Source organism: Kerstersia gyiorum (genome assembly GCF_048595715.1).
Lineage (GTDB): Bacteria > Pseudomonadota > Gammaproteobacteria > Burkholderiales > Burkholderiaceae_B > Kerstersia > Kerstersia gyiorum.
Genome location: NZ_CP169556.1, coordinates 2,016,401 through 2,040,809, shown reverse-complemented (window position 1 = coordinate 2,040,809; position 24,409 = coordinate 2,016,401). Strand labels below are relative to the sequence as shown.

At 61.9% G+C, this 24,409-nt stretch carries 20 protein-coding genes; 12 read left to right on the top strand and 8 right to left on the bottom strand.

What is annotated here, in order from left to right:
- Positions 1 to 213: 213 nt before the first annotated feature.
- Both ACEW7X_RS09020 and dinB read left to right on the top strand, forming a co-directional pair.
- A complete protein-coding gene (locus ACEW7X_RS09020; RefSeq protein WP_257740940.1) occupies positions 214 to 2,259 on the top strand; it encodes a SurA N-terminal domain-containing protein in 2,046 nt (681 codons plus the stop codon).
- Positions 2,260 to 2,266: 7 nt separating this feature from the next.
- Complete coding sequence (gene dinB, locus ACEW7X_RS09015; protein WP_420177096.1) at positions 2,267 to 3,484, top strand: DNA polymerase IV; 1,218 nt, start codon at positions 2,267 to 2,269, stop codon at positions 3,482 to 3,484.
- A 66-nt stretch (positions 3,485 to 3,550) separates the two neighbouring features.
- Here the strand turns inward: dinB and ACEW7X_RS09010 are convergent, their stop codons facing one another.
- From ACEW7X_RS09010 to gmk, 4 genes are all read right to left on the bottom strand, one after another.
- On the bottom strand, positions 3,551 to 4,570 hold the full coding sequence (locus tag ACEW7X_RS09010; RefSeq protein ID WP_068369489.1) for a C45 family autoproteolytic acyltransferase/hydolase: 1,020 nt from the start codon (positions 4,568 to 4,570) through the stop codon (positions 3,551 to 3,553).
- A 266-nt stretch (positions 4,571 to 4,836) separates the two neighbouring features.
- Positions 4,837 to 7,116, bottom strand: coding sequence for a RelA/SpoT family protein (locus tag ACEW7X_RS09005; RefSeq protein ID WP_068369486.1), 2,280 nt, complete (start codon positions 7,114 to 7,116; stop codon positions 4,837 to 4,839).
- Between the two features lie 18 nt (positions 7,117 to 7,134).
- The gene (rpoZ, locus tag ACEW7X_RS09000) at positions 7,135 to 7,338 is read right to left on the bottom strand and encodes a DNA-directed RNA polymerase subunit omega (protein ID WP_068369484.1); all 204 of its coding nucleotides are present in this window, start codon (positions 7,336 to 7,338) and stop codon (positions 7,135 to 7,137) included.
- A gap of 39 nt (positions 7,339 to 7,377) precedes the next feature.
- Positions 7,378 to 8,010 carry a guanylate kinase gene (gmk, locus tag ACEW7X_RS08995; RefSeq protein WP_068369479.1) on the bottom strand — a complete coding sequence of 211 codons (633 nt, stop codon included), beginning with the start codon at positions 8,008 to 8,010 and terminating at the stop codon, positions 7,378 to 7,380.
- Positions 8,011 to 8,250: 240 nt separating this feature from the next.
- On the opposite strand from gmk, the gene ACEW7X_RS08990 reads away from it, so the two are divergent.
- The 5 genes from ACEW7X_RS08990 to phnE (ACEW7X_RS08970) all read left to right on the top strand — a co-directional run bounded on the left by ACEW7X_RS08990 (position 8,251) and on the right by phnE (ACEW7X_RS08970) (position 12,913).
- Entirely contained in the window at positions 8,251 to 9,117 is an 867-nt protein-coding gene (locus ACEW7X_RS08990; RefSeq protein ID WP_253102654.1) for a rhodanese-like domain-containing protein, read from the top strand.
- Positions 9,118 to 9,259: 142 nt separating this feature from the next.
- Positions 9,260 to 10,228, top strand: coding sequence for a phosphate/phosphite/phosphonate ABC transporter substrate-binding protein (phnD, locus tag ACEW7X_RS08985; protein WP_420177095.1), 969 nt, complete (start codon positions 9,260 to 9,262; stop codon positions 10,226 to 10,228).
- 146 nt (positions 10,229 to 10,374) lie between these two features.
- Positions 10,375 to 11,244, top strand: a complete 870-nt coding sequence (phnC, locus tag ACEW7X_RS08980) for a phosphonate ABC transporter ATP-binding protein (protein WP_083969516.1) — start codon at positions 10,375 to 10,377, stop codon at positions 11,242 to 11,244.
- Entirely contained in the window at positions 11,241 to 12,083 is an 843-nt protein-coding gene (gene phnE / locus ACEW7X_RS08975) for a phosphonate ABC transporter, permease protein PhnE (RefSeq protein WP_068369475.1), read from the top strand. Before phnC ends, phnE (ACEW7X_RS08975) begins: the two co-directional genes overlap by 4 nt.
- The gene (gene phnE, locus ACEW7X_RS08970) at positions 12,080 to 12,913 is read left to right on the top strand and encodes a phosphonate ABC transporter, permease protein PhnE (protein WP_420177094.1); all 834 of its coding nucleotides are present in this window, start codon (positions 12,080 to 12,082) and stop codon (positions 12,911 to 12,913) included. The genes phnE (ACEW7X_RS08975) and phnE (ACEW7X_RS08970) overlap by 4 nt, the downstream gene beginning before the upstream one ends.
- A gap of 101 nt (positions 12,914 to 13,014) precedes the next feature.
- Here phnE (ACEW7X_RS08970) and ACEW7X_RS08965 read toward each other — a convergent pair whose 3' ends face one another.
- Positions 13,015 to 14,463, bottom strand: coding sequence for a catalase (locus ACEW7X_RS08965; RefSeq protein ID WP_420177093.1), 1,449 nt, complete (start codon positions 14,461 to 14,463; stop codon positions 13,015 to 13,017).
- 469 nt (positions 14,464 to 14,932) lie between these two features.
- On the opposite strand from ACEW7X_RS08965, the gene ACEW7X_RS08960 reads away from it, so the two are divergent.
- Positions 14,933 to 16,048: a 5-methyltetrahydropteroyltriglutamate--homocysteine S-methyltransferase gene (locus ACEW7X_RS08960; protein ID WP_420177920.1), complete on the top strand. Its 1,116-nt coding sequence runs from the start codon at positions 14,933 to 14,935 to the stop codon at positions 16,046 to 16,048.
- 213 nt (positions 16,049 to 16,261) lie between these two features.
- On the opposite strand, the gene ACEW7X_RS08955 is transcribed toward ACEW7X_RS08960, so the two are convergent.
- Positions 16,262 to 16,750: a MarR family winged helix-turn-helix transcriptional regulator gene (locus ACEW7X_RS08955; protein WP_068372133.1), complete on the bottom strand. Its 489-nt coding sequence runs from the start codon at positions 16,748 to 16,750 to the stop codon at positions 16,262 to 16,264.
- A 334-nt stretch (positions 16,751 to 17,084) separates the two neighbouring features.
- Here ACEW7X_RS08955 and ACEW7X_RS08950 point away from each other — a divergent pair, with 334 nt between their 5' ends.
- The 4 genes from ACEW7X_RS08950 (at position 17,085) to ACEW7X_RS08935 (ending at position 21,552) form a co-directional block, all read left to right on the top strand.
- Entirely contained in the window at positions 17,085 to 18,038 is a 954-nt protein-coding gene (locus ACEW7X_RS08950; RefSeq protein WP_068372136.1) for a PDR/VanB family oxidoreductase, read from the top strand.
- Positions 18,039 to 18,062: 24 nt separating this feature from the next.
- On the top strand, positions 18,063 to 19,148 hold the full coding sequence (locus tag ACEW7X_RS08945; RefSeq protein ID WP_130487084.1) for an aromatic ring-hydroxylating dioxygenase subunit alpha: 1,086 nt from the start codon (positions 18,063 to 18,065) through the stop codon (positions 19,146 to 19,148).
- A 171-nt stretch (positions 19,149 to 19,319) separates the two neighbouring features.
- Positions 19,320 to 20,669, top strand: a complete 1,350-nt coding sequence (locus tag ACEW7X_RS08940; protein ID WP_068372144.1) for an MFS transporter — start codon at positions 19,320 to 19,322, stop codon at positions 20,667 to 20,669.
- Positions 20,670 to 20,946: 277 nt separating this feature from the next.
- Complete coding sequence (locus ACEW7X_RS08935; RefSeq protein WP_083969644.1) at positions 20,947 to 21,552, top strand: nitroreductase family protein; 606 nt, start codon at positions 20,947 to 20,949, stop codon at positions 21,550 to 21,552.
- Here the strand turns inward: ACEW7X_RS08935 and cueR are convergent.
- Both cueR and ACEW7X_RS08925 read right to left on the bottom strand, forming a co-directional pair.
- Positions 21,521 to 21,919 (bottom strand): Cu(I)-responsive transcriptional regulator, encoded by a 399-nt coding sequence (gene cueR, locus ACEW7X_RS08930; protein ID WP_068372150.1) that lies wholly within the window; start codon positions 21,917 to 21,919, stop codon positions 21,521 to 21,523. The two genes, ACEW7X_RS08935 and cueR, sit on opposite strands and share 32 nt — an antisense overlap.
- Complete coding sequence (locus tag ACEW7X_RS08925; protein ID WP_130487083.1) at positions 21,916 to 24,225, bottom strand: heavy metal translocating P-type ATPase; 2,310 nt, start codon at positions 24,223 to 24,225, stop codon at positions 21,916 to 21,918. The genes cueR and ACEW7X_RS08925 overlap by 4 nt, the downstream gene beginning before the upstream one ends.
- Between the last annotated feature and the right edge of the window lie 184 nt (positions 24,226 to 24,409).

Genomic DNA, 24,409 nt, shown 5'->3' with positions numbered 1-24,409 from the left:
GCGCCCGCGTGACCACGGCGGACCGGGAATCGGGGAAAAGCTGAGGGAAGCCGGTGTTGATGCGAGCAATTCCCGAGAAGCGTCTTGCATGATGTTAAACTCGACGCCCGTGCCGTTCAGCAGGTATGCTGGGCGGTTGCAGGACGAATGGTATCGCATTCGTTTTTTGTGTCGCGTTTCCTGCGGTCGCGGGAAATTTTCGCCGGATGCCTCATGTTCGATTTTATTCGCAACCACAAGCGCTGGATGCAGTTCATCCTGTTGCTGTTGATTCTGCCTTCGTTTGTTTTCGTTGGCGTCCAGGGATATACCACTTATGTGTCCCAGGATCAGGACGTCGCCGTCGTTGATGGCGAGCCAGTCACTCGCCAGATGTTCGACCGGATGCTGGGCAATGCGCTCGAACAGGAACGCCAGCGCCTGGGCAGCAATTACGATCCCGCGCAAGTGGATACACCGGCCTTGCGTAGCGCCTTGCTCGACAGCCTGCTGCAGCAGGCCGTGATCGCCCAGGCCGCCAGCAACTACCGTTTCTCGGCATCCGACGAAGCCTTGCGCCGCCATATCGCGCAACAGCCTTATTTCCAGCAGGATGGTCGTTTCTCGCCGGAACGCTACCGCGACGTGCTGGCCTCGCAAGGTCTGTCGACCAGTGACTATGAAGCCAGCGTCCGTGGCCGTATTGCCATTGATCGCGTCGTTGGGCCTATCGGTGCTCGCATCGACCCGCAGCAGGCGGCGCAGAACCCCTGGAATCCGGTCAAGCCCATCGACGTTTCGGTGCGCGTGCCCGATAGCGTTGTGCGTGCGCTGTATGCGGCGCTGCGCGAAACGCGTGACATCCAGGTGCAGTCTTTCAAGGCAGCGGATTTCGCGCCTGCCATCGAAATCACGCAAGCGGATATCCAGCAGTGGTATGACGCCAATGGCGAAGCCCTGCGCTTGCCGGAATTCGTGGATGTTGAATATGTTGTCCTGGACGAAGCGGCCGCCCGCGCCGGCGTCGAGGTGAGTGACGACGATATCCAGAGCTACTACGACCAGAACAAGTCGCTGTACAGCACGCCGGAACGCCGCCGCGCCAGTCACATCCAGATTTCGGTGGATGAAAAGGCAAGCCAGGCCGAACGCGATGCCGCCCTGGCACGTGCCAAGGCGCTGGCCGAAGAAGCTCGCAAGGACCCCGCTGCATTTGCCAAGCTGGCCCGTGAAAATTCCCAGGACGTCGGTTCCGCTGCCAATGGCGGCGACCTCGGCTGGATTGATCGCGCCAGTTTCCCGGTGACCAGCATTGCCGAGGCGGTGTATGCCATTCCTGAGGCCGGCGGCGTCTCCGAACCGGTGCCCAGCCGTTTTGGCTACCACGTCGTGCAGCTCAGCACGCTTGAAAAAGCGCAGGTTCAGCCACTGGCCGACGTGCGCAGCACGATTGCGGAAGAAGTGCGTACGCAAAAAGCGGGTGCTCGTTTCGCCGAGCAGGCCGGCAAGCTGACCAGCCTGGTCTACGACCAGCGTGACAGCCTGCAACCGGTGACGGATACCCTGGGCCTGAAGATCCGTCGCGCCAGCGGCGTGAGCCGCAATGACCTGGTGGATGCCAAGGCTGCGGGCGCTGATGCGGCCATTTCCAGCCCGGATGCTGCCTGGCTCAATTCAGCCCGTGTGCGCCAGGCCGTTTTCGCCAATGATGTCCTGAAAGACGGCCACAATACTGGCCTGATCGAACTGGAGCCCAATAAGCTGATCGCGCTGCGCGTGGCCAAGGTACATCCTTCGGCCTTGCCTGAACTGGCTCTGGTCAGCGATGAAATCCGCGCCAAGCTGCGCAACGAGCGCGCCAGTGAAGCCGCTCGTGCGGCAGGCAAGGCGGCACTGGCCGGTTATCAGGCCGAGAAGCCCGCCACGCTGCCGCATGGGTTCGGGGAAAAGCTGGAAGTCAGCCGTGAGCGTGCGATGGGCTTGCAGCCTGCGCTGCTGGACGCCATTTCCGCTGTTCATGTCGAAGATGCGCCGGCATTCGTAGGCGTGGAAAACGGCCCGGATTATGAGGTGGTCTATGTGGCGGATGTGACGCCTGCCGGCACGCCGGATGCGGAAGACCTCAATACGCTGCGCGGCCAGTTGGACTTCATGCTGGGTGAAGGGGAGAAGGCGGCAACGCTGGAAGCCCTGAAACAGGTCTTGAATGCCAAGTTGCTGCCTGAAGCCCAGCGCGTGATCGCTGGCGAAGGCAACGATTCGCAGGGCAACGCCTCCTGATCGTTTTATGAACCAGCGCTGGATTGCGCACCTGGACATGGATGCGTTCTACGCATCCGTGGAGCTGTTGCGTTACCCTGATTTACGCGGCCAGCCCGTCGTCATTGGCGGTCGGGCCGCGCCTCCCGCTTTGCTGCCCGACGGCAGCCGGGATTACATGCGTCTGTCGGCCTATGCGGGGCGCGGCGTGGTGACGACCGCTACCTATGAAGCCCGGACCTATGGCGTGCATTCCGCCATGGGCTTGATGAAGGCCGCGCAGCTTGCGCCCGATGCCATCCTGCTCCCTGTCGATTTTTCCCGCTACCGCGATTTCTCTCGGCGTTTCAAGGCTGCCGTGGCCGAAGTCGCGCCACACATCGAGGACAGGGGCGTCGACGAAATCTACATAGACCTGAGCGAGCACGAAGACCTGCGGGAGTCCTGTCCTGACGAGGGTGCTCTCGTGCCTGCGGCTGTTCGGACCTTGGCGCTGCGACTGCAGCAGGCGGTCATGGATGCCACTGGCCTGAGCTGCTCCATCGGCGTGACGCCCAACAAGCTGCTCTCGAAGATGGCGTCGGAGTTCAACAAGCCGGGCGGGGTGACGGTGCTCGGCCTCGACGAAGTGCCCGCCCGCATCTGGCCCTTGCCTGCCAGCCGCATCAACGGCATAGGCCCCAAAACAACTGAACGCCTGCGGCAGTCGGGAATAGAAACCATCGGCGACCTGGCGCGTTGCGAGCTGCCCTGGCTCAAGACCGAGTTCGGCACCCGCATGGGCGCCTGGCTGTATCGGGCGGCGCGTGGCGAGGATGCCCGGGAAGTGCAGACGGAAAGCGAACCGAAGTCCGTCAGCCGTGAGTCTACCTTTGAGCGCGACCTGCATCCCCAGCGCGATAAGGTCCTGTTGGGCCAGATTTTCACGCGCCTGTGCGTGCAGCTATCGGAAGACCTGATGCGCAAGGGGGTGGCCGGCCGTACCGTAGGCATCAAGCTGCGCTACGAGGATTTCCAGACCGTCACGCGGGATTTCACGTTGCCGTACCCGACCCAGGACGCCCGGACCATCCGGCGCGCCGCCGGGAACTGCCTCAAGCGCGTGCCGCTGGATCGGCGCCTGCGCCTGCTGGGCGTCAAACTGACCGGGCTTGCTCCCATGACCGCGGGCGGGCTGCAACCTTCACCCAGCGGCGACCCTTATACCTTGCCCTTGTTCGAGGATGCCATGCCCCTGGGGGGCTAAAGGCAGCAAGACATCGCGCTGTCGCGCACCACAGGGCCACAATGCCGGTCTGCCGCTCCTGGGCGATTAGATTTCCTGCTGGTAGCAGGGCGTGCGCTCGCGGTTGTAGACGCTGACGCGGCACTGCTGCTCATCAATCCGGAAAATGACGCTGGCCAGCGTATTCTCGCCATCCGGATCACGCAGGTCGGTGCGCAGCATGGGCAGGGTGGCTTCCGTGTCGTACAGTATGTCCAGCAATTCGCTGGATTCGGCCTGTGCATGCAGCTCCAGCAGCAGAACATCCAGGCGTTCCAGCCGTTCGCGCGAAGACGTCGTGATCAGCTGGGTGGTCTGGCGTGCGCCGAAGTGGATGCAGTGGTTGGTGTGTCCGTACAGCGTGGTCACCGGCTGCGTGGAGCAGCGTTCCGGGGTGGCTTCGATGCTCAGCAGGCGTTCGTCGCCGACGGCGCCCAACATGTGGTGAAACCCGCCGGCACGTGGCATTTTGTTCAGCAGCGCTTGTGCTTCGTCGAGGCTGCGACAATCCAGTACGGCACGCGCCAGCATCATGCGGGGCACGCCTTTGCCGCCCCGCATGATGCGCAGGTTGTCGACGACTTGAACCAGGCCTGCGCGATTGGCGGCAAACGTGTGGCCGGGCAGGGAGCCGGGCAGATACAGGAAGAAAAAGCCGGGGCCGTCCTCGGACTGGATTTCCACCAGGCGGCCCAGTCCGGTCAGAAAGGGATCGCCGTCCTCATTGTGGGCGATCCAGCGGGAGCCGTCGGCATGGCGCAATGCGACGGTCATGCAGCCATCGTCGGTTTTGTGCAGCAGGTCGCCCCTGGCGTTCCAGAGCAGGACGTCTTCCAGGGGCATGTCCAGACCTTCGGCCATGCCGCAAAGTTCTTCCCATTGCTTGGGCAGGTATTCCCGGGCGGCAGCGCCCAGGGTGTCCAGCACAGCGTGCCCACGCCAGCGGCGCAAGGCAAACCAGGTCGGGCTTTGTTCCAGCAAGGCCGCCATATAAGGGCGAGCCAGATCGCCAAGCGCACGGCCAATGTCGCGGCGGCTGCCGCGCAATGAAATGGGTGTAGCATCCATAGGGCAGAAATCCTGGCTAGGCGCCGTAGCGCCAGCGGCCTGCTGTCCGCTGAGGGGGCCAGCAAGGCCGGTTCAACTCGGAGCCTGAGGCTCCCCCGGAGGCGGTCAGGCGCTCCTGCCGGATGGCGGAGATCTGGCCGCGCTGTGGTATCAGTGCCCGTCCGGTCGGCCCATGCCAGGCCGGGCGCGTACTGCATTTGATAATGATGATTGTAGGGCAGATGCGGCAAGGGTGCAGGGCGTCGAGCCGCACCTGCCCCGAACCGCTAGCCCTTGACGCGGACGATCTTCTGCACCTGGGGAACATGGCGCACGGCGCGGATGACACGCGCCAGTTGTACGCGGCTTTCCACCTGCAGCGTCAGTTGCAGCGAGACCGTGGCAACCGCATCGTCGTGCATGGTGACATGGATGATGTTGGCCTCGGCCGCCGTGACTTCCGCGGCAATGCGGCCCAGGGTGCCGCGTTCGTTGCGGGCGGTCACGTCCAGGCGGGTGGAGAAATGCTTGGCGGTTTTCTCGTCCCAGGCGACGGAGACCCAGCGCTCGGGTTCACGCACCTGGCCGCGCTTGGCGACCGGACAGTCCGCGACGTGCACGACCAGGCCGTGGCCAGCGCGCAGTTCCGCAATGATGGGATCCCCGGGCAAGGGGTGACAACAGGAGGCCAGCTGGACAGCCTGGCCTTCATTGCCCTGGATGAGGATGGGGGCCGAGCGCGCGCTGACGATGTCATCGACGGCGGCGGCAGTGGTCGCCACCAGATCGGAACCCGGCATGAAGCGGCGGGCCACGACGGCAGCCAGGCGCTTGCCCAGGCCGATGTCGGCCAGGATTTCCTCGCGGTTGCGTGCGCCGCTCACACGCACGAGCTTGTCCCAGGTCGGGTCGCTGGCATCAGGCAGTTCCGCCTTGATGCCCTGCATGGCCTGCTGCAGCAGGCGTTCGCCAAAGGCGACCGATTCTTCGTATTGCACGTTGCGCAGGTAATGGCGGATTTCCGAGCGGGCCCTGCCGGTACGCACGTAGTTCAGCCATTGCGCGCTGGGGCGGGCCGAAGGCGCAGTAATGATTTCGACGGTGTCGCCGCTGCTCAATTCGCTGTCGAGCGGCATGAATTCGCCGTTGATGCGGGCCGCGACGGCATGGTGTCCGATATCCGTGTGGATCGCGTAGGCGAAGTCCACCGGCTTGGCACCGCGAGGCAACGAAATGATGCGGCCACGCGGGGTGAAGACATACACCGCGTCCGGGAACAGGTCGACCTTGACGTGCTCCAGGAATTCGCCGGAATCGCCCGTCTGGCTCTGGATGTCCAGCAAGGATTGCAGCCACTGGTGCGTGCGTTTCTGCAGCTCGTTGAGCGGAACGTCGTCTTCCTTGTACAGCCAGTGCGAGGCGACGCCTTCTTCGGCGATATGGTGCATGTCGCGCGTGCGGAACTGGAATTCGACCGGCGTGCCGTACGGGCCGACCAGCATGGTGTGCAGGGACTGGTAGCCATTGAGCTTGGGAATGGCGATGTAGTCCTTGAACTTGCCGGGCACCGGGCGATACAGCTGGTGCAGCGTGCCCAGCGCCAGATAGCATTCCGGCACGGTGTGCACGATGATGCGGAAACCGTAGATATCCAGCACGTCGGAGAAGGATTTCTTCTGCGACACCATTTTCTGGTAAATGCCGTAGAGGGATTTCTCGCGGCTGGAAATATCGGCTTCGATGCCCGCGGCGGGCAGCGCAGCGGCGACCGCATCATGAATCTTGCCCAGCACCTCGCGACGATTGCCGCGTGCGGCCAGCACGGCCCTGCGCAGCACACGATAGCGATTGGGGTGGATGGCTTCGAAACAGAGGTCCTGCAATTCCCGGAACAAGGCATTGAGACCCAGCCGGTTGGCAATCGGTGCGTAGATTTCCAGTGTTTCGCTGGCAATGCGGCGGCGTTTTTCGGGGCTGACCGCATCCAGGGTGCGCATGTTGTGCAGGCGGTCGGCCAGCTTGACCAGGATGACGCGCACGTCACGGGCCATGGCAAGCAGCATCTTGCGGAAGCTTTCCGCCTGCTGCTGGGCCTTGCTGGCAAACTCCAGGCGGTCGAGCTTGGAGAGGCCGTCGACCAGTTCGGCGACATCGGGGCTGAAGCGCTCGGCCAGTTCCTGCTTGGCTACGCCCTGGTCTTCGATGACATCGTGGAGCAGGGCGGCCATCAGGGCTTCGGCATCCAGCTTCCAGCCGGCACAGATTTCCGTGACGGCGATGGGATGCGAAATATAAGGCGCGCCGCTCGCGCGGAACTGGCCCAGGTGGGCCTGATCGGCGAAACGGTAGGCTTCGCGGACCTTGGCGACTTCTTTTTCAGTCAGGTAGCCGCTGATGATTTCCGTCAGGCCGGCCAGCGAAGCCACAGGCTTGCTGGACGCGGCTTCGCCGGCGGCATGGCCGCCGGCGCCTTCGTGGGATTTGCTCTGACGCTTCCCCAGCCTGGAACCGGCCTTGATGGCAGCCAGCAGACCGGTTGATGCTTGTTTCAGGCCTGAGAAGTCCATCGCCAGCCTCCCAGGGGATCAGGTCGGAACTTTACGCAGCATTTCCAGGCCGGTGACACCCTCGGCGATTTCGCGCAGGGCCGTGACGGCGGGCTTGTTCTTGGATTCGATACGGGAACTATGGCCTTGGGCCAGTTCACGGGCACGATAGGCAGCCGCCAGCGCCAGCTGGAAACGGTTAGGAGACTTTTGCAGACAATCTTCGACGGTGATACGGGCCATGGCGAATCTTAAAAAAGGAAACAAAAACAGGATGATGCCTCAGCGGGCACCAAGCAGGCCGAACCGGGCAAACAATTCCGCATTGCGTTTGCTCTGGGACGGGTAACGCAGGCGGGCGCTGTGAATGATTTGTTCAAAGGCCTGCAATGCGTCGCTAAATTCTTGATTAATAATAACATATTCGCACTCTGAAGCATGCGAAATCTCGCTTTCGGCGGCGGCCAGCCGCTTGGCGATGACGGCTTCGGCATCCTGGCCACGGCGGCGCAGGCGCGCCTCGAGTTCCTCGATGGAGGGCGGCAGGATGAAAATGCCGATGGCGTGCGGGAAAAACTCACGTACCTGGCGCGCGCCTTGCCAGTCGATTTCCAGGATGATGTCGCGGCCGCCAGCAATGGCGGCATCAATGGCATCACGGGGCGTGCCATAGTAGTTGCCGTGGACTTCGGCCCATTCCAGCATCTCGCCCGCATCGCGGCGGCGCAGGAATTCGGGAATGTCGAGGAAACGGTAGTCGCGGCCGTCCACTTCGCCGTCTCGGGGCGAGCGGGTCGTGCAGGAAACGGAGAGCGCGATATCGGGATGCCGTTCGAGCAGGGCGCGAACCAGGCTGGATTTGCCGGCGCCGCTGGGCGCAACGACGATAAACAGATTACCGGAGTGGGCGGACATGGACAGAGGATACCTTAACGAAGGCGGCAAGCATAGCAAACTTGAGCGCCTCTGGCGCTGGTAAGCGCCCATTTTTTGCCGCCAAGCGCCCCAGGAAAAAACGGTCCTTCGAAGGAGGCAGCAAGCCGAAGGCGCAGTGTGGAGGTCCTTTTTTACCGGTCAGGCCGGCAGACTGGATTTACACTGCGGGGCAGGCGCGGCGCGGTCTGTCCGCGGTCCGTCGTTTTTTCGGAGATTCCCATGGCACATTCTTCCCCGCTTGTTACCGTCGCGCAGCTGCAGGATTGGCTGCAGCAGGAGCCCGCCAGCGTCCTGGTGCTGGATGCCAGCTTTGATCTGGCCGATGCCCAGGCTGGCCGGCAGGCATTCCGCCAGGCCCACTTGCCTGGCGCCGCGCATATCGACCTGGATATGCACCTGAGCTCCCAGCCGAATGGCAGCAATGGCCGCCATCCCTTGCCGGATTTCCCCGCGCTGGCCGAAACCCTGGCCCGCCTGGGTGCGGACAATACCACCCGTATCGTGGCCTACGACCGTCAGGGGGCCATGTACGCGGCCCGTGCCTGGTGGCTGTTGCGCCGCGCCGGGCATGCCCAGGCATTCGTCCTGGATGGCGGCCTGCCCGCGTGGCAGGCGGCGGGGCTGCCCGTCGAGGATGGCGAGGCGGCGCCACGCAAGCCGGGCAGCTTCCGGCTGCGCCCGGCGTTGGTGGAAATCGTGGATTACGAAACGCTGCGCCCGCTGGTAGAGGCTGGTACCGCTCCGCTGGTGGTCGATGCCCGTGCGCCGGATCGTTTCCGAGGCGAGAATGAAACGCTGGATCGCGTGGGTGGGCACATTCCCGGTGCGCGTAACCGGTTTTTCCGCGACAACCTGGATGCCCAGGGCCGTTTCCTGGAACCGGCGGCATTGCGTGCAGCATTCGAAACCGTGCTGGAAGGCCGACCGGCGGCCGAGGCCGTGATGCAGTGCGGCTCTGGCGTGACGGCCTGCCATAATTTGCTGGCGCTTGAAGTCGCGGGCCTGAGTGGCGCCCGCCTGTATCCCGGTTCCTGGAGCGAATGGTCGTCGCGTCCCGGGTCTCCGGTTGCTACCGGCACCGACTGAGTTCCAGTGATTGCGGCAGGCTGGTGGCGCCTGCCGCGCAATCTCCGGCAGTGTCATCAGGTTTTCATCGCCAGCCGTCAGACTGGCAAGCTGTTTCCGGTCCGCGACCCTGCTGCGGGCCATCTACCGGAGAAATCAGCTCGTGAAAAAGACACTGCTTTGCATCGCTCTCGGCATGACCTTCATGGGCGCGGCCCAGGCACAGGATGCCTGCCCGCGTGGGGAACTGGATAGCCGCTATTGCGACCGCGATGGCGACATGGTGGCAGATGCGCCTACGGACCCCAAGGAATGGGTGGACCCGGCGACGCTGGTATTCGCCTATACCCCGGTTGAAGACCCGGAAGTCTATCGTGGCGTCTGGGACGGCTTTCTGAAGCATCTTTCCACCGTGACGGGCAAGAAAGTCCAGTTCTTCCCGGTGCAATCCAATGCGGCCCAGATCGAAGCCATGCGTGCCGGACGCCTGCATGTGGCCGGCTTCAATACCGGCGGTAATCCCCTGGCGGTCAATTGCGCCGGCTTTGTGCCTTTCGCGATGATGGCGGACAAGCAGGGCGCCTACGGCTACGAGATGGAAATCATCGTTCCGGCCACGAGCGACGCCCAGAAAATCGAAGACCTGAAGGGCAAGACCATCGCCTTTACGTCGCAGACTTCCAATTCCGGCTACAAGGCACCCTCGGCGCTGCTGGCCAGCGAATATGGCATGCAGGCCGAACGCGACTACAAGCCCGCGTTTTCCGGCAAGCACGATAACTCGGTGCTGGGCGTGGCGAACAAGGATTATGACGGCGCGGCCGTGGCCAATTCGGTCATGAACCGGATGATCGGGCGTGGCACCGTGGATGGCGACAAGCTGCGCAGCATCTATAAATCCCAGTCGTTTCCGACCACCGGCTACGGCTACGTGTACAACCTGAAGCCGGAGCTGGCCGACAAAATCCGCGAGGCGTTCTTCTCGTATGACTGGACCGGCAGCGCGCTGCTGGAGGAATTCAGCAAGTCCAGCCCGCCGCAGGAAGCCTTCATCCCCATTACCTACAAGGAACATTGGGGCGTGGTGCGTGATATCGACCGTGCCATGAACGTCAGCTACAGCTGCAAGTAATCACTTTCGGCGCCGGACCTGGCCGCGTGTCTGCCTGAGCGCGGCCGGGCCGGACGCCACGGCCGGCCCTACGCTACCGGGTCGCAAGGTACGCGCATGCACGGCACTTGCCGTGCGCGCCAGGTTCCGGCCGCCATGGAGCCACCATGCTGCAACTCCAAGCTTTGAGCAAACGTTACGCTACCGGTGATCTGGCGCTGGACCAGGTTGAACTGAACCTGCCGGCAGGGCAGGTGATGGCCTTGATCGGGCCTTCCGGCGCGGGCAAGAGCACATTGATCCGCTGCGTCAATGGACTGGTGACGCCTTCGGCCGGCACCATTACCCTGGCGGGCGCAAGCCTGACCGGGCTGAGCGCGGCCCGGCTGCGGCGCGCGCGCCGCCATATCGGCATGATTTTCCAGGAATATGCACTGGTAGAGCGTCTGAGCGTCATGGAAAACGTGCTGTCCGGCAGGCTCGGCTATGTGGGATTCTGGGCAAGCTGGCTGCGCCGTTTTCCCCCGCAGGATATTGCCCGTGCCTTCGAACTGCTGGACCGGGTCGGCCTGGCAGGTTTTCAGGACAAGCGCGCCGACGCCCTGTCGGGCGGGCAGCGCCAGCGCGTCGGCATTGCCCGCGCGCTGATGCAGGAACCGCAGCTGTTGCTGATTGACGAGCCGACGGCCAGTCTGGATCCCCGCACCGCACGTCAGATCATGCGCCTGATATGTGAACTGTGTCGCGAGCGCAGCCTGTCGGCCATTATCAATATCCACGACGTGCCGCTGGCATTGCGCTATGCCGACCGCATCGTCGGCCTGCGCAAGGGGCGTGTGGTCTATGACGGCGCCCCCGCCGGTCTGGACGCGGCAGCCCTCACGGAAATCTATGGTGAAGAAGACTGGAACACGCCGGCACAGTCGCCGGACCCATCCATGCCGGACGAGATGACTGCCGAGGCCGCCCTTGATGGCGCCACCGCTACTCAGCCGGCTGCGTCGGCCGCCACTCGTTTGCAGGAGAGCCCGGCATGAGTGCGACGGAGTCTTCCGGCGTTCCAGTGCAAACCTTGGCCGCCCCAAGCTATCCCACGCGTTGGCGTCGCCCGCCGCGTTGGGGCAAGCCCTGGAAAACCCGTCTGATCGCGTTGCTGTGCCTGGCCTACCTGTTCTGGGCGCTGGGCAGTCTGCCGATCAACTGGGACCGCGCTGCAGAAGGCTTCGGCCGCGCGGCGCTGTTGTTTCGCCAGTTCCTGGTACCGGACTTCAGCTCACGCTGGACCGAGATTGCTGCCGGCCTGGTGGAGAGCCTGGCGATGACGATTACTGCGACGGTTCTGGGCATTGCGCTGAGTGTGCCTGTCGCACTGGGCGCGGCCCGCAATATGGCGCCGTGGCCCGTCTATGCGGCATGCCGCACCCTGGTGGCCGGGGCACGGGCCTTCCCGGAAATCATCATCGCCATCCTGTTCGTGAAGATGTTCGGGTTCGGGCCGCTGGCCGGCATGGTGACGCTGGTGATCGCCTCCATCGGTTTTCTGGCCAAGTTGCTGGCTGACGAAATCGAAACCATAGATCCATCCCAGTGGGAAGCGCTGCGCGCTACCGGTGCGAGCTGGTTGCAATGCGTGGCTTTTGCTGTCATGCCGCAGATCAAGCCGCGCCTGGCGGGGCTGTCCATGTACAGACTGGATATCAACTTTCGCGAATCGGCCGTGCTGGGCATTGTCGGGGCCGGTGGCATCGGGGCGACGCTCAACACCGCGCTGGATCGTTATGAATTCGATACGGCAGGCGCCATCCTGTTGTTGATCATCGTCATCGTCCTGTTGGCCGAATATGCCTCCGGGCTGGTAAGGCGACATTTCCAATGAAGAATACCGCTTCCCGCCAAACCTCCCGGGCGGTGCAGGCGCCGGTCTGGCGCCATCGCAGCCCGGCATCGCAACGCGCCAATTGGCTGTGCTGGCTGCTGGGCGCCTTGCTGTTTTATCTGGGTTGGCACGAGATCAGTGAAAATACCATATGGGTATTCGCTGCCGATGCTCCCAGTGCCGCCTGGGACATGATTTCCCGCATGTTCCCGCCGCGTTGGCACTATACCGGCGAGCTATGGCAACCCTTGCTTGACACCATCCATATCGCCACCCTGGGAACGGCGATAGGCGCCGCGCTTGCCATTCCGCTGGCTTTCCTGGCCGCCCGCAATACCACGCCCAGCCGCTGGCTGGCGCGTCCGGCAGCGCTGATTGTCATCGTGACATCGCGCTCCATCAATTCGCTGATCTGGGCCATGCTGCTGGTCATCATGCTGGGGCCGGGGCCGCTGGCAGGCACCATTGCCATCGCGCTGCGCTCCATTGGCTTCATTGGCAAGTTGATCTACGAGGCTATCGAAGAAACCGACAGCCGGCAGGTCGAAGCCATCCTGGCGACAGGCGCCAGCAGCCTGCAGGTTTTGGGCTACGGCATCGTGCCACAGGTCATGCCGGCGATTGTCGGCACCGTCGTGTATCGCTGGGATGTGAATATCCGGGAATCGACCATCCTTGGCATTGTCGGGGCGGGCGGGCTGGGCCTGCCGCTGGCCGCTTCCGTCGATACCCTGGCTTGGCCCCAGGTGACGCTGATATTCATCGCCATTCTGGTGATGGTCGGCATCGCCGAATGGCTCTCCAACCGCATACGCAGCCAGCTGATCTGAAGGGCTTGGTGCCTGCGCCCCCTTCAGGCTGGCAAAGGGCGGGGTGCCGCATCCTCCCGGATGCGGCACCCCGCTGTTTCGCCATGGGCGACTAGCGTGCCTTAAACCGTCTTGGCACGCTGCGCCAGGGCGGCGCGCACACCGGCGGCATAAGCCGGGTCGGCCAGGTGGAAATGCCCCAGCTGGCGTTCGACGATGGCCTCGGGTACGCCGTCCATAGCAGCGGCAATGTTGTCGAACAGCTGTTGCTGCTGCGACGCATCCATCAGGCGGAACAGGTTGCCGGGCTGGGTGTAGTCGTCATTGCCAGCACGGTGGTCGTAGCGATCGGCAGCGCCTTCCAGCGGCAGCGGCGGCTCCTTGAACGCCGGTGCTTCCTGGGGGCCGTTGAAGGAATTGGGCTCATAGTTGACCGAACCGCCGCCGTTATCGCCGAAACGCATGGCGCCATCACGGTAGTAGTTGTGCACCGGGCAGCGCGGTTGGTTCACCGGCAGTTGTTCGTGGTTGCCACCCAGGCGGTGGCGCGCTGCATCGGCGTACGAGAAGATGCGGAATTGCAGCATCTTGTCCGGGCTGTGGCTGATACCCGGCACTACGTTCGCAGGCGAAAAACTGGCCTGTTCGACTTGTGCGTGATAGTTATCGGGGTTGCGGTTCAGTTCCAGCGTGCCCACCTCGATCAATGGGAAGTCGCCATGCGGCCAGACCTTGGTGAGGTCGAAGGGGTTGTAGCTGGTCTGCCCGGCCTGTTCTTCGGTCATGACCTGGATGTAGAGCTTCCAGCGCGGGAAGTCCCCGTTTTCAACGGCGTTGAACAGGTCACGCTGATGCGACTCACGGTCGCCGCCAATGATTTGCGCAGCCTCACCGTTCGTCAGGTTCTTGATGCCTTGCTGGCTCTTGAAGTGAAACTTGACCCAATGGCGCACGCCCTGCGCGTTGATCATGCTGTATGTATGGCTGCCGAAGCCATGCATGTGACGCAGCGATACTGGCAGGCCGCGGTCACTCATCAGGATGGTGACCTGGTGCAGCGATTCAGGCGACAGGGACCAGAAATCCCATTGCGCGGTATTGCTGCGCATGTTGTTGCGCGGATCGCGCTTTTGCGTATGGATGAAGTCGGGGAATTTGTACGGGTCGCGGACGAAAAAGACCGGCGTATTGTTGCCGACCAGGTCCCAGTTGCCCTGGCGGGTGTAGAACTTGATGGCAAAGCCACGCACGTCGCGCTCGGCATCAGCGGCGCCACGCTCGCCCGCCACGGTGGAAAATCGCAGCAGCAGGTCGGTCTGCAGGCCGATGGACGAGAAAATGTCCGCACAGGTGTACTGCGTGATGTCGTGCGTGACGGTAAAGGTGCCGAACGCTGCCGAACCCTTGGCGTGTACCACGCGTTCGGGAATGCGCTCACGATTGAAATGCGCGTGTTTTTCGAAGAGCTGGTAATCCTGTACCAGCAGCGGGCCGCGCGGGCCTGCCGTGAGGCTGTTCTGGTTATCGGCTACAGGGGCGCCAGCGGCAGTCGTAAGAGTAGGGCGGGTCATTATGTAGTCCTCCTGTGAGTTGGTGTTGCGAAGTCAATGGATAGATCATAGGTAAACTCAATGACAAAATGAAATCAATTAATTGTATTGATGCGATAGGGGCAGGCTATGCGCCAACCCGTGGTCAGGCCCATAACTCAAGTCTCGCCTGTTTTCCCACGGGAATCCATGCCCGCGACGCTGCACCCGTATCCATATCCGTCATTAGTATGAAAAATACTCATTGATAATATGAACGGACATCTTGAATTGTATGCAAGGGACTGAAAATAACGGTGTTTTAAGGACTGAAAGAAAAGGCCTGTTGTCATGCCAAGGTTCGGTAAGTTGAAATAATCAAATAGAATTGGTGTTTGGAGACGATAGGCCACGGCTGGTAGGCTTATCGGCAAACGGGCTTTTATGTATACATATCGTTGCCATCAGCAACGATGACATTCTTCAAATCCATAGGGAGTCTTCAGTGAGCATTCCGCTTAATCCACCGTTCCGCGCCGAACACGTCGGCAGCTTCCTGCGTCCTGCCTACTTGCTGGAAGCACGCGCCCAGAAGGAAAAAGGCGAAATTTCCGCAGAACAGCTGCGTGAAGTGGAAGACAAGGCCATCCTTGAAATCATCCGCTTCCAGGAAGAGCTGGGTTTCAAGGGCATCACTGACGGCGAATTCCGCCGCACCTACTTTCACGTGGACTTCCTGCGCCAGCTGGGTGGTGTCGTCAGCGAAATTCCTGCGGTGATCGAACGGCCCAATGGCAAGATCGAACTTGCTCCGCCCATCATGAAGGTGGTCGACAAGGTGCGCCACGTGCGCGACATCCAGCTGGCCGATTTCCAGTTCCTGAAAGCCAACGTGGCTCAGGGATCGGTGCCCAAGGTCACCATTCCGTCGCCTACCATGCTGCATTTCCGTGGTGGCCGCGCCGGTATCAGCCAGGAACACTATCCTGTGCTGGACCCCGATTTCTATGATGATGTGGCGCAGGCCTATGCCGACGAGCTGCACTCGCTGGCTGCCGCTGGCTGCAACTACGTGCAGATGGATGACACCAATCTCGCCTATCTGTGCGATGAGCGCATGCGCGAAGCCGCTCGCCAGCGTGGCGACGACCCCAACGAATTGCCGCACCGTTATGCGGACTTCATCAACCGCGTGGTGGCGCGCAAGCCTGCTGGCATGCGCCTGGGCATCCACCTGTGCCGCGGCAACTTTCGCAGCACGCACGCCGCTGCTGGCAACTACGAACCGGTGGCCGAAGCCCTGCTGGCCGAAATGAACGTAGACGCCTATTTCCTTGAATATGATGACGACCGTTCCGGCGACTTCCGCCCGCTGCGCTTCCTGCCGAAAAACAAGGTGGCGGTGCTGGGCTTGATCACCACCAAGTTTGGCGAGATGGAGTCCAAGGATGATATCAAGCGCCGCATCGACGAAGCCGCCCAGTACGTGCCTTTGGAGCAACTGGCGCTGTCACCGCAGTGCGGTTTCAGCAGCACGGTGCACGGCAACGATATCGCAGTGGCCGCGCAGCGCCAGAAGATGCAGTTGGTGATGGAAGTGGCACGCGAAGTCTGGGGCGACGCCTGAGCATTTGCGCAAGACTGAGCTGGCAGCCCATGGTTTTTGCCGGTAAGAATTGAGCGTGCTCAAGGGCAGACCTGGGCCCCATCAGGCCCAGTTCATCTGCTAAAACCCGTCGGCCAAACTCCATCGGCCAGACACCTGAGGGTTCAAAAAACAGGCCAGAAAGCCATGCTTTCCGGCCTGTTTTTTTATCTTGGGCAACTGATCCCGGTCCGCTCAGGCGGATTTGCGTTTGCCCCGGCTGATGTAGGGGTGCGCATTGACCTTGTCCACCTGTTCATGCATCACATTCAGCAGGCGGATAAGCGTGTTTTGTTCTTCAGCCGTGAAGCGGCTGAGCAGCAGTTTTTCTCTGGCAGAGGCCACCTGGAAGACCTCATCATGCAGTGTGTGGCCCTTTTCCGTGAGATGGACCAGCAGGCGTCTTGCGTCTCTTTGGTCAACTTCGGTATGGACCAGGCCATCCTTCTGAAGCAAGGCCAGGGAACGGCTGACCACGCTTTTGTCCAGGCCGATCACTTGGCAAATGCGCTGAGCTGGGATGCCGTTTTCTACGGCCAGCATCGATAACACACGCCATTCCACGACGCCGATGCCGAAATTTTCCCGATAGAGCAGGGATGCGCCTGCTGACAGCTTGTTGGCGATAAAGGTGACCAATCCCGGCACATAACGGTCGAGATCAAGTTTCTTCGTGGAACTCATGCGTAGTCGTCGTCCTGAAGGGGCGTTGCGCGCCGGATCCTGCATCAGGCAGATCCAGAACCTGGCGCGCCGGTTGCTCCAATAGCCCCAATAGCCCTGGTAGCCAGCTGCTGCCGGTATGGCACATCATAAAGCGAGTGGCAAACAGCATACCCCGATTCGGGCTGCCGCCAAGCGCCAGGCCAGGGCGCCAGCGGCCCTGAGCAAGCGGGGGGAAGGGGATCTGACAGAAATTGGGCAGCACCGATATTAGGGCAAATATGGTTGTCTACACAACCAATTGGAATTTAAATATAGTTGTGTAGGCAACTAATATTTGTGTGTGGAATCCGACATGATGACCTTGACCGTCACGCAGAAAACGCGTGAAGCCGATGATGTGTTCAGCTTCCAGCTGGCCGCCAGTAACGGCCAGCCCTTGCCAGCCTATGAAGCTGGCGCCCATATAGATTTGCATCTGCCGCAAGGCCAGGTGCGGCAGTACTCTTTATGCATGCCCTCAGGGGCAGGGCAGCCCGGCAGTTATACCGTGGCAGTGCTGCGCGACCCGGCTTCCCGGGGCGGGTCGATTGCCCTGCACGATCAGATCCGTGTCGGCATGACGCTGATGGCCAGCCCGCCGCGCAATTTGTTCGCGCTGGTGCCGCACGCGCAGAAAACGCTGCTGTTTGCCGGCGGCATCGGCATTACTCCCATTCTTTGCATGGCTCAGGAACTGGCGGCCAGGCAGCAGGATTTCGAACTGCATTATTGCTGCCGCAGCCGCAGCAAAGCGGCATTCGCCGACTTCCTGGAGAGCAGTGCGTTCGCAGACCGCGCGCACCTGCATTTCGATGATGTTTCCCCGCTGGATGTGCAGGCCTGTCTTAAGCCGCCGCAAGCGGGGCAACATTTATACGTGTGCGGGCCCAATGGTTTTATGCAGCATGTGCTCACCTCAGCCAGTCTGTGCGGCTGGCCGGAAACACAGCTGCATCGCGAGCACTTTGCTGCCGTACCGGCGAACCGTCCGCAGGCGGATATCGCTTTCGAGGTAGAGATTGCCAGTACCGGCGCGGTCCACCTGATTCCGCCAGAGCGCTCTGTTTTCGAGGTGCTCGATGAGGCTGGCATCCCTTTGCCCGTGTCATGCGAACAAGGTGTCTGCGGCACCTGTGTCACGAAGCTCATTGCCGGCACGCCGGATCACCGCGATCAATACCTGACGGCAGCCGAACACGCGCGCAATGACTGTTTCACGCCTTGCTGTTCGCGGGCTTTGTCGCCGCGGCTGGTTCTTGATATCTAACACACACGACAGGAGAAAGTCCCCATGTCTTTGGCAACGCTTGCGCCCGCTGAGGCACCATCGCACACCGTTACGCTTCCCGCTTCCCCGTTTCCCTTGAACCAGTGGTACGTCGCCGCGCTATCTTCGGAACTGAAGGATAAGCCGCTGGGCCGCACGCTCTTGAACCGGCCAGTCGTCCTCTTTCGTCTGGGAGATCAGCGGGTGGCGGCGCTGGAAGACCGCTGCTGCCATCGCGCCTTGCCGCTTTCCGATGGCACTGTGGAGCACTGTGGCGTGCGCTGCGGCTACCATGGCCTGTTATATGACGCGACCGGCCAATGCATCGAGATTCCGGGCCAGGAAAAGATTCCGTCGCGCGCCAGGGTGAGCGCGTACCCGGTGCAGGAACGCGACGGCATTGTCTGGATGTGGTTTGGCGCGCCGGATCAGGCCGAACCGCTATTCGACGCGCCAGCCTATGACATCCATAGCTCTGGCAAATACGTCTATGGCGGCGACGTCTATCACTACCAGGCGCCGTATCAGCTGATCCACGATAACTTGCTGGATCTCAGCCATCTTGGATACGTCCACCTGAAGACGATAGGCGGCAACGCCAAGATACACATGAATGCCGAGATGAAAGTCGAGAGCGATGACGAGTCTGTCCGGGTGACGCGCTATATGCTGGATTCCGAACCTCCGCCCACTTATACGGCGGCTTATCCCTTCAAGGGGCGCGTGGACCGCTGGCAGGAAATCGAGTTCCGTTTGTCCCATATCCTGATCTGGACAGGGGCGGTGGACGTGGGCACCGCCAGCATGGACGACCCGCAGCGCGATGGTTTTCATATGCGCGGCTTTCATGGCATTACGCCCGAAACCGAGACGACCTGTCATTACTTCTGGACGATGGCGACCAATCCGGTGGGCGATGTGGAAGGCATACGCGCCAAAGTCCTGGAGCAAACCATCATGACGTTTGACGAAGATAAAGTCGTCATTGAGTCCCAGTACGCCAACATGCTGCGTTGCGGCAAGAAGCCGATGATAGACATTCATGTGGATGTGGGCGCCAACAAGGCGCGGCGCATCATCGAACTGGCCAAGTCCCGCAGCGGCGCTTAAGTCTTTCTGGCGCTGCCCGGCCATGTCTTCGCATGGCCGCATACGCCTGTATCCGTTCTTCCCGTTACTTCCGTTACTCCCGTCCCTGAGCCTGCGCTACGCCGTGATTCGGCAGCGCAGGACGACGCGTGCCTGACGCCTCAGCGCGCGAATGCTTATCGAGGTTCCAATATGAGCAAACCTATTCATGAGCTGATGGATGAGAAGTCCATGAGCCGCTTTCAGTGGGGCGTGATCTCCCTGTGCTTTCTCATCAATATGCTGGATGGCTTCGATGTGCTGGTGATGGCATTCACGGCTGCGTCAGTCGCGAGCCATTGGTCATTGAGCGGTATCCAGCTGGGCTATCTGCTGAGCGCCGGCCTGGTCGGCATGGCCTTGGGTTCCTTGTTTATCGCGCCCTGGGCCGATCGTTTCGGGCGCCGTCCGCTGATTATGTTTTGCATTGCCGTCGCCGGTAGCGGCATGGTGGCGTCGGCCTATGCGCAAAGCCCTGTGCAACTGGGCGCCTTGCGTTTGCTGACCGGGCTGGGCATAGGCGGCATTCTTGCCAGCAGCTATGTGATTGCCGGTGAATACGCGTCCAAGAAATGGCGTGGGCTGGCGATCAGCCTGCAGGCAACTGCGTATGCGCTGGGCGCCACGATAGGCGGTATTGTCGCGGCCTGGATTATTCCCGCCATGGGCTGGCCGTCCGTGTTCCTGTATGGCGGTCTGACGACATTGGCGACCTTGCCCATCATGGGCTTATGGCTGCCGGAATCGCTGGACTTCCTGCTGGGGCGGCAGCCGCGCGGCGCGCTGCTAGCGGTGAACCGTCTGCTGGGCAAGGTGGGCTTGCCCGGCATCAACACCTTGCCGGCGGCCGGCGCCAATCGGGCACAGGCCGCGCGTGCCGGGGTGGGCAGCCTGTTCGCGCCTGGTTTGCTGCCATCTACGCTCTTGATCTGGTGCGCCTTCTTCCTTGTCATGCTGGGCTTTTATTTCGTGATGAGCTGGACGCCCAAGCTCATGGTCAGTGCCGGTTTATCCAATCAGCAGGGCATTACCGGCGGCGTGCTGCTGAACGTAGGCGGCATCGTGGGCACATCGCTGATCGGCCTGCTTGCCGCGCGCTTCGCCTTGCCGCGCCTGCTGATGATCTACATGCTGGCAAACTTCTGTCTCATGTATGGGTTTGTCCGCTTGCTGGGCGAGCTGAATATGGCGTTTGCAGCGGCCTTGCTGATCGGTATCTTCGTCAATGGCTGCGTGGCCGGCTTGTATGCGCTGACGCCATCAATCTACCGCTCCACGCAACGGGTGACAGGTTTAGGCTGGGCCATCGGCATGGGCCGGGTCGGCGCTATCGTGTCTCCGCTGCTGGCGGGGCGCCTGATCGATGCGCAATGGGCGCCTGCCGAGCTGTTCAGCGTTTTTGGTTTGGCATTTGTGCTCGGCGCGCTGGCCATAGCGGCCTTGCCCTGGGCGCAACGGCGGTCACACCGTCAGCCCCAGCCACAGGGCCAACCTCAGGGCTAAAACCGCAGAGCCAGCCTTAAAACATGCCAGCGGAGCCGCTGCCCACCAGCCGCCAGGCGGGACAGGCCTCCTCTTAGGGGGGGCGCTGCTGCCGGGAAACCCGTCACTGGCAAGGGGTAAATCCGGTGCGCAGGAAGAACTGTGCGAGAATCGGTTTCATTCAAGACCATGCCATGAAAAGCGCGGCCACGCTGCCGCGCCGTTCACCATCGGGGCAGTTCCTTTTGGTTTTCTATTTGTGGTTCTCTATTTTTCTACCCAGCGAGACATTCCGATAATGAGCAATCCGTCTGATGTGGCTAGCGGCGCCCTGGAACTTCTGTTGTCCCGACGTTCGAATTCCTTGCTGACGGCGCCGGGGCCCAACGCCCGCGAACTGAATCTGATCCTGCAGGCAGCGGCCCGGGCGCCTGACCATGCTTCCTTGCGCCCCTGGCGTTTTCGCGTGATTGAAGGGGAGGCCATCGGCCGGCTGGCCGATTTTGCCATTGCCGCGGTAAAGGCCGCTGGTGATGCCCGCATGACCCCGGAAAAAGAACATGCGGTGCGGGCCTGGCTGGCCAAGGTGCCGCTGGTGGTCGCGCTGGGGCACGAAATTCATCACGACCACCCCAAGGCCCCGGAATGGGAACAACTGGCAGCCGCCAGCGCAGCCGTGATGAATATGCTGAATGCGGCCCACTTCCTGGGCTATGGCGCATTCTGGAGCACGGGTTTGGGAACCGCCGTCGAAGAGGTGCAGGAAGGCCTGGGCTTCGATCCACTGTCCTACCGTTTCATGGGCTATCTGGTAATAGGCACGTCTGCCGTGCCGGCGCAGGGCTCGGCCAGGCAGGCGCCTGATGCCTACGTCAGCCCTTGGACGGCGCCTGAAGGCCTGTAATGATAGGGCATTCCGGCCGCTGATCCCCGTGGCAGTTGCTGGCCAGATGGGCCAGCGTATCGGCCATCTGTTCCAGCGCCAGAGCCTTGGCGCGCAGCTCCTGGATATGCGCCAGCGCCAGTGTTTTGACATCGGCGCTGGCGCGGGACGTATCCTGCCAGAGCTGCACCAGGCTGCGCATTTGTTCGACGGAAAACCCGAGGTCGCGGGCGCGCCTGAGAAAACACAGGGTATGAACGTCCTGGTCCCGGTAATTGCGGTAGCCAGCAGGGCTGCGCTGTACTTCGGGCAATAAACCCGCATCCTCGTAATAACGGATCATTTTGGCGGAAATTCCGCTGGCTTTGGCTGCTGCGCCGATATTCATGCTTGTCCTCCGTTGGCAGGGGCGGGTTGGGGGCGCCAGGCCTTCAGGCGCAAGGCGTTCACCACCACGAAAACACTGGAAAGTGCCATGGCCGCTGCGGCAAACACGGGCGACATCAGCAGGCCGTAGGCCGGATACAGCACGCCAGCGGCCAGCGGAATGAGGGCGGCGTTATAGACAAAGGCCCAGAACAAGTTCTGGCGGATGTTGCGCATGGTGGCGCGTGAAAGCGCGATGGCATTTGCCACCCCGGCCAAAGAGCCGGACATCAGCACCACGCCGGCAGATTCCACCGCAATATCCGCGCCGGTGCCAATGGCGATGCCAACATGGGCAGCGGCCAGCGCCGGGGCGTCATTGATGCCGTCGCCCACGAACGCGCAGCGCTTGCCTGCGGCCTTGAGTTGGGCCAGCACCGCCACCTTGTCCGCCGGCAGCGCCTGGGCATGGACTTCGTCTATCCCCAGGCTGGCAGCAACCGCTTCAGCGGTACGCTGGTTATCTCCGGTCAGCATGACCAGGCGAATGCCCTGCGCATGCAAGGCCTGCAGGGCAGCCGGGGTGTCATCCTTGAGCGGATCGGCGACGGCAACCAGGGCAGCCATACGGCCATCTATGGCGACATAGAACGGCGTATTGCCTTTGGCGCCCCATTGATCCGCCAGCGCTGCCAGTTCAGGGTCCATGGCGACAGCGCGATCCTGCATCAGTTTGGCAGCGCCCGCGAGCACGGCATGGCCATCGACGCTTGCCGCCAGGCCTGCGCCGCTGATGGCTTCAAATCCGTCAACCTGGCCGAAGGTCATGCCGCGGGCCTGGGCCGCTTGCACAATGGCATGGGCAATGGGGTGTTCCGAATGGCTTTGGGCGCTGGCCAGCCATTGCAGGACTGCGGTTTCGTCAAAACCGGCGGCGACCTGCATATGCGTGAGCGCCGGTTTGCCTTGCGTCAGCGTGCCGGTTTTATCGAAAACCACCGTATCTATTTCGCGCAGGGTTTGCAGGGCATCCCCCTGGCGGAACAGAATGCCCAGATCGGCGGCGCGGCCTGTGCCGACCATAATGGACGTCGGCGTGGCCAGCCCCATGGCGCAAGGGCAAGCCACGATCAGGACCGCGACGGCATTGACCAGCGCGAAATCAAAGCCCAGGCCAGGGGCCAGCACCATCCACAGAACCAGCGTCAGAATGGCGATCGTCATCACAGCCGGGACGAACCAGCCTGTGACTTTATCCACCAATGCCTGCACCGGCAGGCGGGCGCCCTGAGCCTGTTCGACCATGCGGATGATTTGCGCCAGCGTGGTGTTTTCACCGGTGCGCGTGACTTCAATATCCAGGCTGCCATGGGTATTGAGCGTGGCGCCGGTCACGCTATCTCCCGCCTTGCGGGAAACCGGCAGGGGTTCACCCGTCAGCATGGATTCATCTATATGCGATTCGCCCTGGCGGATGACACCATCGAGCGGAATTTTTTCGCCGGGGCGCACGCGAAGCAGGTCGCCGGTATGGATGTTGGCAATATCCACATCTTCGATGGCGCCGTCAGGCAGAATGCGCCTTGCCGTGCGTACCTGCAGGCCAACCAAACGGCGGATGGCCGCGCCGGTGCGGCCCTTGGCGCGCGCTTCCAGCATCTTGCCCAGCAGAATCAAGGTCACAATGACGGCACTGGCTTCAAAGTAAATATGGCGCGAGGCCTCGGGCAGCCAATGCGGCGCCAGTGTCGCCACGACGGAATACAACCAGGCTGCGCCGGAACCGACCGCCACCAGGGAGTTCATATCAGGCGTGCGCTGCCAGAGCGCGCGCAGGCCATCGCGGAAGAAATGACGGCCAGGGCCGGCCAGCACCAAGGTCGTCAGAATGCCTTGGATCCATGCATTGCGTTGCGCGCCCAGCGTGTGCTGAACCAGATCGTGGATAGCGGGCACCATATGGCTGCCCATCTCCAGCAGGAACACAGGCAAGGTCAGAATGAGGGCGGTGAGAAAGGCGCGCTTAAGCCGTTGCCGCTCCTGCTCCTGGCGCGCGCTTTGCTCGGCGGCAACGCGTTCGCGGTCAACAATGACACTGGCGGGATAGCCGGCCGCGGTGACGACGGCCGCCAGCGCCTCGGGTGAAGCGCCGCTGGTTTGCATGCGTATGCTGGCGCGTTCAGTAGCCAGATTGACATTGGCTTCCAGGACGCCGGGTTGCGCGGCAAGTTTTTTCTGTACACGGTTGACGCAGGACGCGCAGGTCATGCCATCAATGGCAAGCTCGACGGCGAGTGTGGCGTCACGGTGATCGGCTTTCGTACTCATGACTTTCTCCGGGGCAGGAATCCAGGTAGTGCTGTGCGATGTTGGGGCAATGAAGAGCGTTGGCCTGAAGGCCGGAGCTTGCGCTGAGGCACGCGGCCAATACGATTGCCAGGCTTGCATTGTCAACCTTCCCATAATGATAAGGTCAAGCGCTTTATTGCGGCGGGCACGGCGGGCCAGGGGC

Bases quoted from the DNA above. Each gene is read 5' to 3' on its own strand.
- dinB (WP_420177096.1), top strand. From the start codon at position 2,267: ATGAACCAGCGCTGGATTGCGCACCTGGACATGGATGCGTTCTACGCA.
- phnC (WP_083969516.1), top strand. From the start codon at position 10,375: ATGCTGCAACTCCAAGCTTTGAGCAAACGTTACGCTACCGGTGATCTG.
- ACEW7X_RS08950 (WP_068372136.1), top strand. From the start codon at position 17,085: ATGATGACCTTGACCGTCACGCAGAAAACGCGTGAAGCCGATGATGTG.
- ACEW7X_RS08925 (WP_130487083.1), bottom strand. From the start codon at position 24,225: ATGAGTACGAAAGCCGATCACCGTGACGCCACACTCGCCGTCGAGCTT.
- rpoZ (WP_068369484.1), bottom strand. From the start codon at position 7,338: ATGGCCCGTATCACCGTCGAAGATTGTCTGCAAAAGTCTCCTAACCGT.
- ACEW7X_RS08935 (WP_083969644.1), top strand. From the start codon at position 20,947: ATGAGCAATCCGTCTGATGTGGCTAGCGGCGCCCTGGAACTTCTGTTG.
- ACEW7X_RS09010 (WP_068369489.1), bottom strand. From the start codon at position 4,570: ATGGATGCTACACCCATTTCATTGCGCGGCAGCCGCCGCGACATTGGC.
- ACEW7X_RS08965 (WP_420177093.1), bottom strand. From the start codon at position 14,463: ATGACCCGCCCTACTCTTACGACTGCCGCTGGCGCCCCTGTAGCCGAT.
- ACEW7X_RS08940 (WP_068372144.1), top strand. From the start codon at position 19,320: ATGAGCAAACCTATTCATGAGCTGATGGATGAGAAGTCCATGAGCCGC.
- gmk (WP_068369479.1), bottom strand. From the start codon at position 8,010: ATGTCCGCCCACTCCGGTAATCTGTTTATCGTCGTTGCGCCCAGCGGC.
- ACEW7X_RS08945 (WP_130487084.1), top strand. From the start codon at position 18,063: ATGTCTTTGGCAACGCTTGCGCCCGCTGAGGCACCATCGCACACCGTT.
- ACEW7X_RS09005 (WP_068369486.1), bottom strand. From the start codon at position 7,116: ATGGACTTCTCAGGCCTGAAACAAGCATCAACCGGTCTGCTGGCTGCC.
- ACEW7X_RS09020 (WP_257740940.1), top strand. From the start codon at position 214: ATGTTCGATTTTATTCGCAACCACAAGCGCTGGATGCAGTTCATCCTG.
- ACEW7X_RS08990 (WP_253102654.1), top strand. From the start codon at position 8,251: ATGGCACATTCTTCCCCGCTTGTTACCGTCGCGCAGCTGCAGGATTGG.
- ACEW7X_RS08955 (WP_068372133.1), bottom strand. From the start codon at position 16,750: ATGAGTTCCACGAAGAAACTTGATCTCGACCGTTATGTGCCGGGATTG.
- phnE (WP_420177094.1), top strand. From the start codon at position 12,080: ATGAAGAATACCGCTTCCCGCCAAACCTCCCGGGCGGTGCAGGCGCCG.
- phnE (WP_068369475.1), top strand. From the start codon at position 11,241: ATGAGTGCGACGGAGTCTTCCGGCGTTCCAGTGCAAACCTTGGCCGCC.
- cueR (WP_068372150.1), bottom strand. From the start codon at position 21,919: ATGAATATCGGCGCAGCAGCCAAAGCCAGCGGAATTTCCGCCAAAATG.